16 protein-coding genes and 2 pseudogenes are annotated in these 14,508 nt (G+C 67.8%); 2 read left to right on the forward strand and 16 right to left on the reverse strand.

Translation table 11 applies throughout. The features are described from left to right. Positions 1-183: 183 nt before the first annotated feature. From AB0D46_RS05790 to AB0D46_RS05820, 7 genes and pseudogenes are all read right to left on the reverse strand, one after another. Positions 184-396: a hypothetical protein gene (locus AB0D46_RS05790; RefSeq protein WP_362876012.1), complete on the reverse strand. Its 213-nt coding sequence runs from the start codon at positions 394-396 to the stop codon at positions 184-186. A gap of 185 nt (positions 397-581) precedes the next feature. Continuing rightward, positions 582-967, reverse strand: a pseudogene (locus AB0D46_RS05795) (transposase family protein); the annotation flags it as partial. A gap of 10 nt (positions 968-977) precedes the next feature. After that, entirely contained in the window at positions 978-1,412 is a 435-nt protein-coding gene (locus AB0D46_RS05800) for a hypothetical protein (protein WP_362876013.1), read from the reverse strand. A 277-nt stretch (positions 1,413-1,689) separates the two neighbouring features. Then, positions 1,690-2,325, reverse strand: a complete 636-nt coding sequence (locus tag AB0D46_RS05805; RefSeq protein WP_362876014.1) for an NAD(P)H-dependent oxidoreductase — start codon at positions 2,323-2,325, stop codon at positions 1,690-1,692. A 178-nt stretch (positions 2,326-2,503) separates the two neighbouring features. Continuing rightward, positions 2,504-2,626 (reverse strand): hypothetical protein, encoded by a 123-nt coding sequence (locus AB0D46_RS05810; RefSeq protein ID WP_362876015.1) that lies wholly within the window; start codon positions 2,624-2,626, stop codon positions 2,504-2,506. Then, positions 2,623-2,934 carry a hypothetical protein gene (locus AB0D46_RS05815; protein WP_362876016.1) on the reverse strand — a complete coding sequence of 104 codons (312 nt, stop codon included), beginning with the start codon at positions 2,932-2,934 and terminating at the stop codon, positions 2,623-2,625. Before AB0D46_RS05815 ends, AB0D46_RS05810 begins: the two co-directional genes overlap by 4 nt. Positions 2,935-3,050: 116 nt before the next feature. Next, the gene (locus tag AB0D46_RS05820; RefSeq protein WP_362876017.1) at positions 3,051-3,377 is read right to left on the reverse strand and encodes a hypothetical protein; all 327 of its coding nucleotides are present in this window, start codon (positions 3,375-3,377) and stop codon (positions 3,051-3,053) included. Between the two features lie 239 nt (positions 3,378-3,616). Here AB0D46_RS05820 and AB0D46_RS05825 point away from each other — a divergent pair, with 239 nt between their 5' ends. Then, complete coding sequence (locus tag AB0D46_RS05825; protein ID WP_362876018.1) at positions 3,617-4,621, forward strand: hypothetical protein; 1,005 nt, start codon at positions 3,617-3,619, stop codon at positions 4,619-4,621. Positions 4,622-4,919: 298 nt separating this feature from the next. Here the strand turns inward: AB0D46_RS05825 and AB0D46_RS05830 are convergent, their stop codons facing one another. The 5 genes and pseudogenes from AB0D46_RS05830 to AB0D46_RS05850 all read right to left on the reverse strand — a co-directional run. Beyond that, positions 4,920-6,053 carry a transglycosylase family protein gene (locus AB0D46_RS05830; protein WP_362876019.1) on the reverse strand — a complete coding sequence of 378 codons (1,134 nt, stop codon included), beginning with the start codon at positions 6,051-6,053 and terminating at the stop codon, positions 4,920-4,922. 134 nt (positions 6,054-6,187) lie between these two features. Then, a complete protein-coding gene (locus tag AB0D46_RS05835; RefSeq protein WP_362876020.1) occupies positions 6,188-7,537 on the reverse strand; it encodes an FG-GAP-like repeat-containing protein in 1,350 nt (449 codons plus the stop codon). A 195-nt stretch (positions 7,538-7,732) separates the two neighbouring features. Continuing rightward, on the reverse strand, positions 7,733-7,903 hold the full coding sequence (locus tag AB0D46_RS05840; RefSeq protein ID WP_362876021.1) for a hypothetical protein: 171 nt from the start codon (positions 7,901-7,903) through the stop codon (positions 7,733-7,735). A gap of 336 nt (positions 7,904-8,239) precedes the next feature. After that, the gene (locus AB0D46_RS05845; protein ID WP_362876022.1) at positions 8,240-8,608 is read right to left on the reverse strand and encodes a transposase; all 369 of its coding nucleotides are present in this window, start codon (positions 8,606-8,608) and stop codon (positions 8,240-8,242) included. A 104-nt stretch (positions 8,609-8,712) separates the two neighbouring features. Continuing rightward, positions 8,713-8,913, reverse strand: a pseudogene (locus AB0D46_RS05850) (cold-shock protein); the annotation flags it as partial. Positions 8,914-9,374: 461 nt separating this feature from the next. On the opposite strand from AB0D46_RS05850, the gene AB0D46_RS05855 reads away from it, so the two are divergent. Beyond that, positions 9,375-10,625: a PP2C family protein-serine/threonine phosphatase gene (locus AB0D46_RS05855; protein ID WP_362876023.1), complete on the forward strand. Its 1,251-nt coding sequence runs from the start codon at positions 9,375-9,377 to the stop codon at positions 10,623-10,625. Between the two features lie 226 nt (positions 10,626-10,851). Here AB0D46_RS05855 and AB0D46_RS05860 read toward each other — a convergent pair whose 3' ends face one another. The 4 genes from AB0D46_RS05860 to AB0D46_RS05875 all read right to left on the reverse strand — a co-directional run bounded on the left by AB0D46_RS05860 (position 10,852) and on the right by AB0D46_RS05875 (position 14,305). Continuing rightward, entirely contained in the window at positions 10,852-10,983 is a 132-nt protein-coding gene (locus AB0D46_RS05860) for a hypothetical protein (RefSeq protein WP_362876024.1), read from the reverse strand. A 551-nt stretch (positions 10,984-11,534) separates the two neighbouring features. Beyond that, on the reverse strand, positions 11,535-11,738 hold the full coding sequence (locus AB0D46_RS05865) for an EF-hand domain-containing protein (protein WP_362876025.1): 204 nt from the start codon (positions 11,736-11,738) through the stop codon (positions 11,535-11,537). Between the two features lie 795 nt (positions 11,739-12,533). Continuing rightward, entirely contained in the window at positions 12,534-13,388 is an 855-nt protein-coding gene (locus AB0D46_RS05870) for an ABC transporter permease (protein WP_362876026.1), read from the reverse strand. Continuing rightward, positions 13,385-14,305, reverse strand: coding sequence for an ATP-binding cassette domain-containing protein (locus AB0D46_RS05875; RefSeq protein WP_362876027.1), 921 nt, complete (start codon positions 14,303-14,305; stop codon positions 13,385-13,387). Before AB0D46_RS05875 ends, AB0D46_RS05870 begins: the two co-directional genes overlap by 4 nt. Between the last annotated feature and the right edge of the window lie 203 nt (positions 14,306-14,508).

Below are 14,508 nucleotides of genomic sequence, written 5' to 3' on the forward strand. Positions count from 1 at the left end.
AGGTGCCTCAACCGTTCTGGTCGCCCCAGGCCACAGCGGCAACTTCGACCCCGATCACTTGAGACGGGACATCGGAGGCCAAGCCCCTGAGTCACCGGTCCAACTTCGTTGGCAAGCGGTCCAACTCCAAAGACAGAGGACAGCCACGCCGACAACCACAAGGGACATGACCGGGGATCGCCTCTACAGGGTGATGCGGACGCGGGCCGGGGTGAGTTCGATGTCGCTATACCGGGCGCCGTTGCGTTGGGTGACCCAGTAGCCGTCGCCGGCCTTGCGGCCGGTGAAAACCACTTCGTAGGTGCCCGGCCCGCCGGGGCTGGACCACTGGCAGTCGAACGAGGTTGGTCCGTCCGCGGCGATGTCCTTGCAGGGGTTGTCCTCGGATCCCGTCACGTAGACGCGCTGCTCGTGTCCTGCCTGGTGCCGTCGAAGGAGCTGTGGCGTAGGTGGTCGCCGTCGGGGGACGGGTGGACGGCGTGGAGTTTTCCGCCTAAGGAAGCCACCGCCACGCCGCGTCGGCTGGCGTGCGCCGGGGGTGAGAGGGCGGTGCGTGAGTGTTCGCGTGTTTCTGTCGTCGCCTGATGGTGTGGGTGGGGGCGGAATTCGCTGGTCCGCAGCCGGTGGTCTGTTGGGGTGGAGGGGTGAGTGAACGCAAACCGTACGCAAGCGAACCGCTTGCGGGGCTGCAGGGCGAGCATTGGCCCGAGGTGGTCCATGATGCGGTCCGCGGCCGACTTCGAGACCCCGAACAGCGGGGCAAGCCGGCCCATCGGCAAGTGCGTTCGCCAGTACGCCGCAACCAGTAGGGCCCGGTCCTTCAGGGGAAGGCTCCACGGCCGGCCCTTGCGGACCGCGTCCGCACCCTCGCGCCGCAACACGGTCACCAGCTTCCCGAAACAGCGCGGGCTCAGCCCGCTGAACGGGCTATCCAAGACGGCTCCGACGCCGTGATCACACCAGCCACACCGAGATCATCACACCCCGGTCAGGCGGAGGTCCCCAGCCCAGCTTTCACACCGGACCCGACCCGTGGGGAAGGAGATCTCCAGGGCCATGCGCCCGGTGTTCGGTTCGTGGTCCTCTCGCACCGCCAGAACGCTCTCCCCGAGGTGGTCTGCGAACGGCGTCTCCTCGCCGATCGCTCCCACTGTGATGAGTCCCGAGACGCCCATGTCGTAGCCGGCGTGCGGCTCCGACACCTCAACGATCAAACACCAATCCGACCCAGTCGTGATGTGAATACTGGCACCCCGATCATCGATCAGCCACACATCCAACGGGCCGACGGGGTCATCACTGCCGTACACGTGCCACGACCCGACGGCCTGTGCAAGCCGCCGCCCCACCAAGCTCTGCCCGCCCACCTCAGCGCCGTGAAGCAGGCACTCGTTCGACTTCTCAGAATCCATCGGCCGACAGTACCGCCGACGGACCTCCCAGCTCGCAGCCTTGAACGGGACAAGCCTTGGGGTGCGGCTGTACACCGCGCGGAGCTTCGCGGTGGCCCCGGCCGCCAGTGCAGCAGGACATCTGGGGCCTGCGGGTCGCCAGGTGCCGGAGGACTGACCGGCTTTCGGACGGCGGGATGTGACGTAGAGCGAGCGGCCGCCGCCAAGCCCCCGCCCCCGAGGCCGGGGGTTCGCGGCAGCGAAGAGCCGGCCGGCCTCGGGTGGCCTGGTCCTGTTCTCACGCCAGGAGTGCGGCTGCTTGGCGGCCCGCTTGCTCCAGCCAGGAGGCGCGCTCTCGCTCGGTCGAATCGCCAACGGTTCGAAACACCGTGCGTCGTACGTCGCCGACGCCGACGTACGGCAGGACACATGCCGACCAGATGTGTTGGAGCGGGTCTCCGAACTCGCTTTCCTCGCGTGCGGCGGGAGTGTCGGAGGTATTCAGCACGAGTGCCTTCCCCGCACGCAACAGCCCGGCGGGTTCGCCTTCCGCGACCCCGAGCTTGTAGGCCACACCCGGCACAAGCACCCGTTGCACCCAACCCGCGAGAACTGCGGGTGGCATCCCCCACCAGTTCGGATGGATGAACACCAGGGCGTCCAAGGTGGCCACCAAAGCGCGGTGGAGCTCCACCTGTTCCTCGTGAGTGTGCTCCGCCGACTCGACCGTGCCTGTTTCGGCCGCGGTCAGCAGCGGTGCGAAACCGTCGGCGTACAAGTCGTGCGCCGACACTACGGCTCCCCGTCCGCGCAGCTCCGCCACGACGGCATCGAATATCGCGTGGTTGAAGCTTCCCAACCGCGGATGGGCCACATACACCCCTACACGCACCTGTCCCCCAGTTGTTTCGAACCGATCCGTACGCTCCCTCATGGCCCGTGCCGCTCCTCCTCCGCCTTGATCTCGGCGTTCCCGTCTCAACGGACCTGCATCAGGCTCGCCGTCATCGGCGGGCCGGTAGGCCCATGCGAGGACACACTGCTCATGGCCGGTTCCTGAGTTCAGCGGGGGCCGACCCGTCACGGAGCCCCCCCGGTGGGCATAGGGGTGCTCAGAGCGGGTTGTTGACCCGCTGGTCGATGTCGAGGGTGAGCCGGAGGGTGTCCAGCACGCTGTCGGGCCCGATCTGGTTCTCGGCGTCGCCGCGCAGCACGGCCAGGACGTGGTCGATCATCGCGGTGTACTGGTCGGCCGGCGGCAGATCCAGCTCCCGCTGCCCTCGGCGGTGTAGGCGGTGACGGTGCCGGTCTGTTTGCCGTCGAAGCCCATCGTGGACGTGGCGTCCAGCACCCCGTGCTCGAACGTGGCGGTGTAGCCACCCCGCGCCCCCCATGCCGTGGGCATCAGGGAGGAGATCGAGCTGCGCGCCGCCGCACCGTCGAAGCCGAAGGCAGCGTCGATCGCGGCGGAGTCCTTGTCGCGTGCGACGGCGTTCACTGTGACGTCCTGGGGCAGGCCGAGGGTACGGGTGACGATGTCCATGTCGCTGTTGCATCGCCTCCAAGGGCAGGACCTTCAGCCCGAGGGACGCGCCCGGCCACAGGTGGGCGGTCCTGTTCCACAAGGTCAGCTGCTCAGCACCTCGCAAAGCCCTGGGGCTACTGGTGCGGTACGTGCCCGGTTCCGGTCGGCTCTGCAGTGTCCGCCTCGACTGCGGTGAAGACGAGCCGTCCCTCGACCCCTGCTTCGGCGACCTTGACCAGTAGTGTGCTCGCGTCGTCAAAGCGCAAGGTGAAGTACGGATCGAGCTGCATCAGGAAGTCGAAGCTCTCCCTGTCCTCCGCGGCCAGAAGAGATTCGAGGGTCGCCTCGGACGTCCGGTTGTCTCCGGTGGCACGGACCGCGACCTGCACACGGAGCCTGCCCAGACACGTCGAGCGATTGGCCCACCATTCAAGCGTCGCGGTGCCCTCGTAGCTATCCATGGTCCGAGTATCGCGAGCGAGCAGGCAGCCATGTGTCAGCTATGCAGAATCTGAGGTCACAAGATCGTGTTATGGGCTCTTAAGATGTCCCACTGCCGGTAACGGGTGGTAGGGCGCCTTCCATGTGTCGGCAGTCGCGTCCCGGACTCTTTGTTTCCCGTGCGGTGGCCCGCGGCATCCGGAAAAGTTGCTCTACGCCGCCCGATAACCAGTCACAACCAGCAGCACAGGGGAACATCATGCAGATCAAGGCGATCCTTCGGCTCGCGGTTGCAACACTCACGTTATGGGGCACGAGCGCACTCACACTGGCACCGGAGGCCTGGGCAGTCTCACCGGCTTTCGAGTACCTGGTGACACGGACAGCAACGGGGTACAAGGACATCCCCGGCACGAACGTGGTGTTTTCCGCTGCGGCGGGCGAGAAGTCGTACCTGTGGTCCCGCAACCTCACCATCGCCGGTGACGCCACTCTCGGGGCGGGAGACAACATCGGCTCCACCGCGGCTGTGCGCTGCCGGCAGTCCAATGGCCAGGAAGTGCCGGCAGACACCGAAGCCGGGGCGTACTGGGCAACGAACCAGGTACCGCCGAACGAGAAGTCAGTGGCCCCGTACCTGAGGTGGGTCTTCACCGCACCGACCGCAGGAACCTACGACTGCCGTCTGTCGGTGACGAGTTACTCCTCCGTCATCCATAGTGGGCGCAAGGTCACGATGACGGTTCCCGCCGGAGCGCAACTTGCCCGCCAGCCGTACACGACAGCCGCCCGCTGGACCCTACCCAAGGTCGGCGAAGCCAAAGGCACCGTCATCGCCCAGGGATCGACACACACCACCCTCGGCTACACCTACACCCCCGGCGAGGGCGACGACATCACCGTCGTCCAGGACGCCGCACTGACGACGTGCGTGGCCAACTCCCCCATCTGCGGCGGGGAAGGTTCCAGCACGTACACCGGCACCCAAACCGAATCCTGGGTCGAGGCCCAGCCACAGAACCCCGACGGCGCAAAGTGCGGCGGCCCAATCAAGGGCGGCATCGGCAAATGGAATATCTCCGACGCCAAGCACCACCAGAGCGCCACCAACGTCCTGCACCTGACAAAGGCACAGCTCGGAGGCTGCACCCGGATCCGTACCGTCCTCAAGATCCGTCACGTGGACGGCAATCCGGTCAACCTCCACTTCGGTTGGGCACCCGGCCGGATCGCCGCTACCCACGGACTCGCCTTCACCTACTGACCGGCAGACCTCGGGGCACGGGCCCCGGGAAGACCGATCTCCCAAGGCCACATCCCAGCCCGGTCACTGCTGAAGGCCTGCAACCACGACCCGCAACGACCCGGATCCCGGCCTTCCGCCCACTGGCAGGTACGCACACCACCCTTGGCACGCGAGCTGGAGGACTGGAAGGTCGGCACCCGGTGCCGGAGTGCCACAGGCAGCAGCAGGCCGGCTGACCGTCCGGGCCGGCGGGGGACGGTGCGAAGCCGCCCGGCCTGTACGGCCGGGCGGCTCACGTGCGTCGGGGTGTGTCTGGTCAGATGAGGTGGCTCATGCCGCCCCAGCCCTGGCCGATCTTGACGCCGGCCTTGAGGCTGTTGCTCATGCTGGCGTAGTGGTAAAGGTCGCCGGTGGAGGCCATGGTGGCGACCACGTCGGTGCGGCCGTCGCTGTTGATGTCTGCGAGGGTGATCTTGTCGATGCCGGACCAGTTCTGGCCGATCTGGATGGCGGGGGCGACGCCGGTGCTGGTGCCGACGTAGAGGTTCAGGTCGGCGGTGGAGTTGACCACGGCGACCAGGTCGGCGCGGCCGTCGCCGTTGAAGTCACCGGCGGCGAGCTTGGACATGCCGCCCCAGCCCTGCCCGATCTGCTTGGTGTAGGTCACGTCCGTACCCGTGCCCGAGTAAAGGCGCAGGGTGGCGTCGTCCTTGCGGACCGCCACGATGTCGGCCTTGCCGTCGCCCGTGAAGTCACCGGCCACGAAGTCGGACATGGCGTTCCAGCCGGTGCCGATCCTGGTGGTGGACTTGAAGCCGCCACCGCCGTTGCCCAGGTAGAGGTACAGGTCGCCGGTCGAGGCATCGCGGGCGACGAGGTCGCTGTCGCCGTCGTTGTTGAAGTCGGCCGCCTTGACCTTGTCCATGGCGCCCCAGCCGGCGCCGACCTCGTGGGAGGTGAACTGGCCCGCGCCGTTGCCGGCGTACATGCGCAGCTTGTCGTCGTTCGCGCTCACGCCCAGCAGGTCGTCATTGCCGTCGCTGGTGAAGTCGTGGTCGCGCTGAACAGCGGGCTGCGTCGGGTACGGATCCCGGCCGTCGGAGCCGAGACCGGCGGCAGGGCCGCAGGTGGGCCAGGCGCCTTCACCCTGACCGGCGAGGACCTTCTCGCCGATGAGTATCTGCTCCGTCTTGGAGGCTTGGTGGGGGTACGTGGCGTACGCGCCGCCGCCGTAGGCGTCCCAGGTGGACTTCGAGAACTGCAGTCCGCCGTAGTAGCCGTTGCCGGTGTTGATGGACCAGTTGCCGCCGCTCTCGCACTGGGCGACCTTGTCCCAGGTGGCGACGGACGCAGCGGAGGCGGGGGCCGCGGCGGCCAGGGGGATCAGGGCGCTGAGGGCGGAGGCGGCCAGGAGCGTCAGGGCGGAACGGCGCAGGGCGTAGTGGGACATGGCGAGGCGGACCTTCATCTCGTACGACGCGGCAGGGGGGGAAGGAGTGGAGTGAGGAGGGAGAAGCAGTGGTGGGGAAGGCGGGGGCGGGGCCCGTTCCGAAAGGACGGGCCCGGCCCCCGGCCGCATGCCGGTTAGATGAGGTGGCTCATGCCGCCCCAGCCCTGGCCGACCTTCACGCCCACCTTGAGGCTGTTGCTCTGGCTCTTGTAGAGGTACAGGTCGCCGGTGCTCGCGACCGTGCCGACCACGTCGGCGCGGCCGTCGCTGTCGATGTCCGCGAGGGTGATCTTGTCGATGCCGGACCAGTTCTGGCCGATCTGGATGGCGGGGGCGACGCCGGTGCTGGTGCCGACGTAGAGGTTCAGGTCGGCGGTGGAGTTGACCATGGCGACCAGGTCGGCGCGGCCGTCGCCGTTGAAGTCACCGGCGGCCAGCTTGGACATGCCGCCCCAGCCCTGCCCGATCTGCTTGGTGTAGGTCACGTCCGTGCCCGTGCCGGTGTAGAGCTGGAGGGTCGCATCGTCCTTGCGGACGCCGACGATGTCGGCCTTGCCGTCACCGGTGAAGTCACCGGCCACGAAGTCGGACATGCTGTTCCAGCCGTTGCCGATCTTCGTGGTGCTCTTGAAGCCGCCGTTGCCGTTGCCGAGGTAGAGGTACAGGTCGCCGGTCGAGGCGTTCCGGGCGACCAGGTCGCCGTCGCCGTCGTTGTTGAAGTCGGCCGCCCTGATCTTGTCCATGCCGCCCCAGCCGGCGCCGACCTCGTGCGAGGCGAATTCGCCGTCGCCGTTGCCGGCGTACATGCGCAGCTTGTCGTCGCTCGCGCTCACGCCCAGCAGGTCGTCGTTGAGGTCACCGGTGAAGTCGCGGTCGCCCTTGCTGTATGAGGTCGGGGTCGCGCCGAGCGGTGTGACGTAGGCGCTGATGCGCTGGCCGATGGAGCTGGGTGTGTCACCCACCTGCTTCTGCGAGGCGCTCACCGCGACGTCGGCGACTTTGTCGCTCCAGTTGCCGTGGGTGGTCATGATCGAGCCGTCCGAGTTGACGGCGGTGACCATGGCGACGTGCTGGGCCCAGCTGTTCGAGTACTCGAAGACCACGGCGTCTCCGACCTGGGGTTGGTACGAGGACGAGGTGTGCAGGGTGCCGTTCGACTGGCCGTAGGAGTAGAACGAAGCTGCCCGTGCGTCCGTCCCGTTGACGTTGAAGCCCGAGTTCTTCCAGACCCACTTCACGAAGTCCGCGCACCAGGGTTCCGCCTCGTGACCGGTGGAGGTGTTGCAGCTCGTCAGGAAGCCTCTGCCACCCAGGCTGTTGGTCGAGCAGGCGTTGTCGCCGACCTGTGCCCGGGCCAGGGAGGCGGCCTGTGTGGTGGTGTCGGCGAAGGCGGGGGCGGCGGCAATAGTGAGGGCGTAGCCCATGGCGGCGAGGGTGACACCGGCGGCGGAGAGGTTGCGGCGGGTACGAAGAGACAGGGACATGACAGATCCTAGGGTCGGTGCTGCTGGGGAGAAGTGCGTGGGGCCCGCGCAGTTCGTGTGACTGCTGCCCTGCGGGAGCAGCGGTCAGGGGTGAACCGGGGCGGAATAAGAGGTGGGGCCGAATGGAGCCGAGTCGGGCCGGGGACCCGGGAGGGGGCTTGCGGGGCCCGGGAAGGGCCCACGCCCGTGAGGGGCCTACTGGCAGATCATGTCGTCGGGGGTGGGGACGACCGACTTCTCGCCCATGGCGGCCGCAGTGAAGTTCACGGTGGCCGCGCCGGCGGCAGAGTCTGCGGCCATGGCGGCGGGGGCGATCAGAGCGAGAGAGGCGACCGCGCCGGCCAGGGCGAAACCTGTGCGGATCACGATAGGGGTCCTTTGCTGAGTCGGAGCGTTCGGGTGGCCCGAACCGGTCCGCATCCCACGGTGACGCGTTCTCGGCACTTGCCTGCCGTTCGGTGTTCCCTGCCGGCGATCACTACTTTCACCGATGGTCAGGGGCGTCGGAAGAGCTTCCGGGTGGACCGAATGGGCCTTGGACGTTTCCGTCCATCGCCCCCTGCGGCGGTCCGGAACCGGACAGCATCTGCTCGAAGACGGTTCCGGTAAGAGGTGTTGGAGCCGATTCTTTGGACATCACAGGGGACACCGCAGGGCCTGGGGCAGGGCGCCCATGAGCTTGCCCGACCGTGACTGAAGTTTTCAGGACAGGGTCGGTGGCTTGATGGCCAGACCGGTGGCCGCGAGGCAGCCGTCGATGAGGTGGGGGCGGAGTTGGATTCTGCGTATCTCGCGACGGAGTGTGCGGTCGTGGTCGTCAGGGGTGTCGAAAGCGGTGTTGGTCATCGCTCCGCGCGGGAGTGACCAGACGGCCTCAACGGGGTTGAGGTCAGGTGCGTATGCCGGGAGGGGGACGGTGGTGAGCCAGTCCTGCTCGGCCTCGTACCGCTTCAGCCCTCGGCCAACATTGAGACCGCTTCCATCCGGACCCGCTCGCGGAACGCTTGCCGTTCCGCGGTCAGACCCCCACCCTGCGGATACCTCATACACCCGGCATACCGCGACGGTCATCGGTCGTCATCCCCTGCGACAACCCGTCTTCGAAGTCAGTAACTGCTCAGGCCGCTGCGCCCGGGGTGCTCTGGGCACCCCGGGAGCAAATCGGAAGGGGGTTGGGCCGGGGTGATGTTCTCGGCCTGGGGGCCCTTCTGGCCCTGGGTGACGTCGAACGTGACGACCTGGCCCTCCTGGAGCTCACGGAACCCCGAGGAGTTGATCGCGGAGTAGTGGGCGAAGACGTCCGGGCCGCCACCGTCCAGGGCGATGAAGCCGAATCCCTTCTCCGCGTTGAACCACTTCACAGTTCCCGTAGCCATATCCATGCCTTCCAGCCGATGAACGCCTCCCACACCCTGCGGAAGGCGGAGGTGATCGCCCTGGTTCCTGCGGCACGCGCAGCACAGCAAAAAACCCACGTCAAAAGCGTGGGCAAAGGGAACTTCCGAATTACGACAGCTGACTCAAACGCTACATGCCCGCACACCCTGCCACCAAGGAAAACGACCCGAATGGCACACGCCAAGCGGGGTGCACGGGGAGCGGGGCAGCCAGTGCGGCGGATGGTCCAAGAAAGTCCCACAGGCCCGGCCGAAACCGCCGGGCCCTCGGATCCGCGTGGTGCAATGGGCCTGTCCGGCGCCGCCCTGGCGCGGACCTTCGCATATCGGGGCGAGATCTCCGGGTCGGCATCGAGCAGTAAGGGGTCGTTGTGAGCGCAGGAGAGCCGGACGATGGGGCCTCTCGCCCTCTCGCGGGCGGGAGCCGGCGAGAGAGCGCGATGACCTTGGCGGGAGCGTTGGAGGCGGCGGAGGCCGCTGCGCCCGTGGAGTCGCTCGACGTGGTCGCCCGGATGCTCAAGGACCACCTCCGGGCGGCGTCGGTGTCGTTCCTGATCACAGATTTCACCGGCAGCTCGGTCGTACGGCTGGGGGCCGCGGACAGCGTCGAGACCGGCGCGCCGGCCCGGCGCATCCCGCTGCGCGGCACCCTGTACGACGACGTGATCCGCAGTCAGCAACCGCAGGTGGAGCACCGGGGGGAGAGCCGGCTGGTGCGGGTCGTCGCACCGGTGACCAACCGCGGGGACGCGATCGGGCTCCTGGAGCTGTTCCTGCCTGAGGCGCCGGGCGCGGAGGTGATGCGGGAGATCGGCGAGACCGCGCACGCGCTGGCGTACATCGTGATCGCCAACCGATCCCACACCGACGTCTACCAGTGGGGCCGACGCACCAAGCCCCTGAGTCTGGCCGCCGAGATCCAGCACCGGCTACTCCCGGCGTCCCTGGCGTGCGAGGCGGCACAGTTCGCGGTCGCCGGAGCCCTGGAACCCGCCGACCACGTCGGGGGCGACACCTTCGACTATGTGATCGACCGGGACACCGTGCAGCTGTCGGTGACCGACGCCATGGGCCACGACGTCGACGCCGCCCTGCTCGCCACCCTCGTGGTGGGCGCCCTGCGACGGGCCCGGCGAGAGGGTGCCGACCTCGCCGAACAGGCCCGCCAGGCCGACCGGGCCATGCGTGACCACGGCCGCAGCGGCTACGTCACCGGCCAACTGCTGCGCATCAGTCTGATCGACGGCAGGACGGAATTCGTCAATGCCGGGCACCCCTGGCCCCTGCGCATGCGCGACGGAAAGGTCCAAGAGGTCGTTCCGAAAGTCGATCTCCCCTTCGGCCTCAACGCCCAGGCGGCGCAGGCCAACGCCTACCGGGTGCAGACGCTGAACCTGCGGCCGGGTGACCGGCTGGTGATGTTGACGGACGGCATGCTGGAACGCAACGCCGAGCACCTCGACCTGTCGGACCTGATCATCCACACCCGCGCCCTGCACCCCCGCGAAGCCGCCCGCAGCCTCATCAAAGCGATCGTCGACGCCGGCCACGGCCACCTCGACGACGACGCGACCGTCATGTGCCTGGACTGGCACGGCGTCCACAACTCCGAGCGCGACGCCGCGCACGGCGCCGACCTCACCGACGCCTCACAACCCGCAAGGACGGGACGACCCGCTTCCGAGCGATGACCACGGCGTGGGGCGCGCGGCAAAACAGTAGAACTGTCCTCATGCGCCTTGCGGGTACCGGCACCAACGGTCACCAGGCGGCGCATGCAGCGCCAGGTAACGCCCGCCTGGTCGGCCCGACGCCACTGTCCTGCGTCCAGGGCGCACAGGATCAGCAGGCCACCGACCGATCCCCGGCACCCGCCCGCAGCTCCACCCCCGGCGCTGCCACCCACCGGTTCGAACCTCACCAGGCGCTCTCCTGCGGGCAGACCTCGGCCAGGAGCTCCAGCAGATGGGCGGCGACCGGTTCGGGCTCACCGCGCCGCACCCAGCTGTAGACGGCAGCCCGGGCCGTCGCATCGACGTGCTGCAGCACATACCCGTCCACCAGCCCACGCCTACCGGGGCACTCCCTGACCCGCACCTGCCGGGGCCTTCCATCCTGCTCGGCCAGGACCTCGACGACCACGCGCTCCGGGCCGTCCCGAAACTGATACACCCAACATGCCCGCATATCAACCAATGTTTCCATTGCCGGGCGCCGCCGAACACGGACACGACCCACACACACCAGCCTGAACAGCACGGACCAAGCACCGGCACATCAGGAGGACAACATCTGCGGCCTCATGGACAACCAAGCGCGGCGTAGCACCGGAGCCTTGCCCTCCGCCCGTCTGGCTGCGTAGGTGAGAGCGGAGAGCGAATGTCGGTGAATCCCGGCATTGGTTCGCCCTCAAGACACCTCGGAATGTCGTCTCCCGGTCCGCGACGAACAGGATGCCGGCGAACCCGGTGTTCAGGACCGGTTCTTCGCCGACATCCTGCGCTACGGGCGCCGGCGCCCGAAGCAGGGTGGGCTAGCCGTTCCCACGGGCGGCTTGCCCAGACCCCCCTGAGGCTTGCCCCGGCTGTCAGGCCTGCCCGCTACTTCAGCAGGGTGCGGAACTCTTCCAAGTCGAGGACCCCGTCGTGGTTCACGTCGGCCACCATGGCCTTCTTGACCTCTTCAGAGAGGTGCCCCTGGGCTCCCTCGGCCTTGAACCTTTCCGCCAATTCGACGACGCTGATCCGCCCGTCACCGTCCGTGTCTATCTCGGCGAACAGCGTCCTGAGCTCGGCCTCGTTCATAACATACCCCTCTCACTTTCACAGGCCCCAAAGGGCCACATGCCTCACCACCCTGCCACATCATCAACAGCACGCCAGCGGCCAAGCCTTGGACGCACCGCCACGCTCCCGTTGAAGTGGACAACCCGCCCTCGCCGGTCGCTTGCCCAGGCACTCGAGCCGGCCCAATCGTCGACTCCGACAGGGGACTGGCACGCCCGGTCCCATCGCAGTGGAAGCATCGGCCGCCCCCCGACGCGCTCCGGGCGCCCATCGGGGCGCACCGTCAGCGGGTGGTGTGCCACAGGTCGATGGTGTAGTCGCTCAAGGACGGGGCATCCGTTCCCTGCCCGTCCGAGTTGGATCGGGTTCCAGTCCTCCCCAAGGAAGCGGTCCACGCACTCATCGACATAGTCGGAAGTGGCTTGTCGGTTGTGCCACGCGGCGTGACTCTCGTGTGCGCCTGGGCGAGGAAGAGCCATGGAGCCGGCCGATCCCCTGGTGAGCTCAATCCACGGAGATGAGCCCGGCCTGGCCTTCGCTCAGCGTCCTTCAGGGGACGACGGTGACGTGGAAGGTGTCACCGCAAAGTATGCGATCGGCGAAGTACAAGGCCTTGATCCGCTTACCAGCCGCATCCGCACGGATGGTCGAGTCCGGCCTGCCGCGCCCTGTGTTCCCCGGGATGGAGCTGCCCCAACGACGCAACTCCCCCCAATTACCAGCCAGTAGCTGACAACCTCCCATGAAATGATCTTCAGCTTGATTGGATGGGCCGTAAAGCGTTGACCTGGAGCTGCAGGGTGGGGGGCCCGTTCAAACGTCGCGGTGCCGCACGACGACCACAGCGAGTGCAATCGCGATCAGCGGCCAGAGTGCGTACACGGCCCATGAGCCGGGGATGGTGGCGCTGTAGGCGAGTGAGTGGGGATCCGGTGCCCAGTTCTGGGCCAGGCGCTTCCAAGCGGTGAACGGCATCGCATGGCTTATGGCGGCGGACCAGCGTGCGCTCTGCGAGAAGATCGGCGGCAACATCACCAGGGTGAAGGCGCTGGTGACCATGGTGGTGGCGCTGTGCCGGATCAGGGCCCCGAGGCCGATGCCGATCAGTGCGCAGACCGGCGCAAGAAGGGCGGATACCGCCAGCGCCCGGAGCACTCCGGGATGGGTGGGGGAAACCCCGGCCTGCTGCCCCTTCAGGATGGCTTGGGAGGCCAGGAAGCAGCCGGTGGAGATGACTGTGCCGACTGCGGTCCAGAGCGCGGTGGTAACGACCGCCTTCGCCAGCACCACCGCACCACGGGCGGGGACGGCCACGGTGGTGGTGCGGATCAGGCCGCAGCTGTATTCGCTTACGACGGTGAGGGCGCCGAAGCTGCCGGCGACGAGCATCAGCGCCATGAAGCCGGCCGCGGGGAAAGCGACGAACACGAGGAATCCCTGATCGGCCTTCGCGGCCGGGCTCATCGTCCGGAGGTTGTTGATTTCCGCCAGTGCCGATACAGCGGCGGACCCGATGACGAACAGGGCGGTGAGCGCGAGCGTCCACGGGGTGGAGCGCAGGGACCACGTCTTGATCCACTCGAAGGCGATCAGGTCGCGGAAGCGGGCAGTCGGTTCGACGAGGGACGCGGCCGACGTGGTCGCGAGGGCGGAGGCGCGTGTGGTCATCGGGGCTGTCCTGCCTGGTATTCGACACTGTCGGCGGTGAGTTCCATGAAGGCCTCCTCCAGCGAGGCGGTTCGGGTGGTCAGCTCGTTCAGCAGGATTCCGTTCTCAAAGGCGAGCGCGGCGATCCGGTCCGTCGGCAGTCCGGTCACGGCGAGCTTCTCGGCGCCCGCCGATCCCTCCGGCTCGACCGATGCGCCGGCGGCGGTCAGTACCGCCGTCAGCTCGGCTGCCTGCCGCGTGCCCACCACCACGCCGAGGCAGGTGCTGCGGGCCGCGAAGTCCCCTACCGACTCGGCGGCGATGAGCCGGCCCCGGCCGATGACGACGAGCTGGTCGGCGGTGTTCTCCATCTCCGACATGAGGTGGCTGGAGAGGAAGACGGTGCGGCCCTCGGCCGCGAGGCGCCGCAAGAGGCGGCGCATCCAGAGCACGCCTTCCGGGTCCATGCCGTTGACCGGCTCGTCGAACATGAGCACCGGCGGGTCGCCGAGCAGGGCCGTGGCGACGCCGAGGCGCTGCTTCATGCCGAGCGAGAACCCACCGATGCGACGGGTGGCCGCATCGGTCAATCCCACTTCGTGCAGGACCTCGTTCACCCGGCGCGGGGAGATCCCGTTGCTGCAAGCCAGGGCGGTCAGGTGGGCTGTGGCGGTGCGTCCGCCGTGGACCTGTCCTGCGTCGAGGAGGGCGCCGACGTGCCGGAGTCCCCGGGCGTGGCTGCGGAAGGGGACTCCGCTGACGGTGGCGGTGCCCGAGGTGGGGGCTTCCAGGCCGAGGATCATCCGCAGGGTGGTGGACTTGCCGGCTCCGTTGGGGCCGAGGAAGCCGGTGACCTGACCCGGCCGTACGGTGAAGGACAGTTGGTCGACGGCGGTCTTGCCGCCGTAGCGCTTGGTGAGTTCGTTGACTTCGATCACAGGGACAACCCTGCCGGGAGGGCCCCGTCCGGTCATGGAGCCGTGGGCGGCAATCACCTGCGGCCGCCTTCGCCCGTGGGCGTACGTCCACGGGCCGATGCCGCAGAGTCGGCGGCTGGATAGCCTCCCGGAATGAACGACATACCGACCACACCGTTGCCTGCGCGCGTCGCAGGGCACGATCTTCCTCTTGAGTGGGCACA

It is taken from the genome of Streptomyces sp. NPDC048383 (genome assembly GCF_040651775.1).
Lineage (GTDB): Bacteria > Actinomycetota > Actinomycetes > Streptomycetales > Streptomycetaceae > Streptomyces.

Excerpts from the sequence above, each read along its gene's own strand:
- AB0D46_RS05800 (WP_362876013.1), bottom strand. The coding sequence starts at position 1,412 with ATGGATTCTGAGAAGTCGAACGAGTGCCTGCTTCACGGCGCTGAGGTG.
- AB0D46_RS05805 (WP_362876014.1), bottom strand. The coding sequence starts at position 2,325 with ATGAGGGAGCGTACGGATCGGTTCGAAACAACTGGGGGACAGGTGCGT.
- AB0D46_RS05810 (WP_362876015.1), bottom strand. The coding sequence starts at position 2,626 with ATGATCGACCACGTCCTGGCCGTGCTGCGCGGCGACGCCGAGAACCAG.
- AB0D46_RS05815 (WP_362876016.1), bottom strand. The coding sequence starts at position 2,934 with ATGGACATCGTCACCCGTACCCTCGGCCTGCCCCAGGACGTCACAGTG.
- AB0D46_RS05820 (WP_362876017.1), bottom strand. The coding sequence starts at position 3,377 with ATGGATAGCTACGAGGGCACCGCGACGCTTGAATGGTGGGCCAATCGC.
- AB0D46_RS05825 (WP_362876018.1), top strand. The coding sequence starts at position 3,617 with ATGCAGATCAAGGCGATCCTTCGGCTCGCGGTTGCAACACTCACGTTA.
- AB0D46_RS05830 (WP_362876019.1), bottom strand. The coding sequence starts at position 6,053 with ATGTCCCACTACGCCCTGCGCCGTTCCGCCCTGACGCTCCTGGCCGCC.
- AB0D46_RS05835 (WP_362876020.1), bottom strand. The coding sequence starts at position 7,537 with ATGTCCCTGTCTCTTCGTACCCGCCGCAACCTCTCCGCCGCCGGTGTC.
- AB0D46_RS05845 (WP_362876022.1), bottom strand. The coding sequence starts at position 8,608 with ATGACCGTCGCGGTATGCCGGGTGTATGAGGTATCCGCAGGGTGGGGG.
- AB0D46_RS05855 (WP_362876023.1), top strand. The coding sequence starts at position 9,375 with ATGACCTTGGCGGGAGCGTTGGAGGCGGCGGAGGCCGCTGCGCCCGTG.
- AB0D46_RS05865 (WP_362876025.1), bottom strand. The coding sequence starts at position 11,738 with ATGAACGAGGCCGAGCTCAGGACGCTGTTCGCCGAGATAGACACGGAC.
- AB0D46_RS05870 (WP_362876026.1), bottom strand. The coding sequence starts at position 13,388 with ATGACCACACGCGCCTCCGCCCTCGCGACCACGTCGGCCGCGTCCCTC.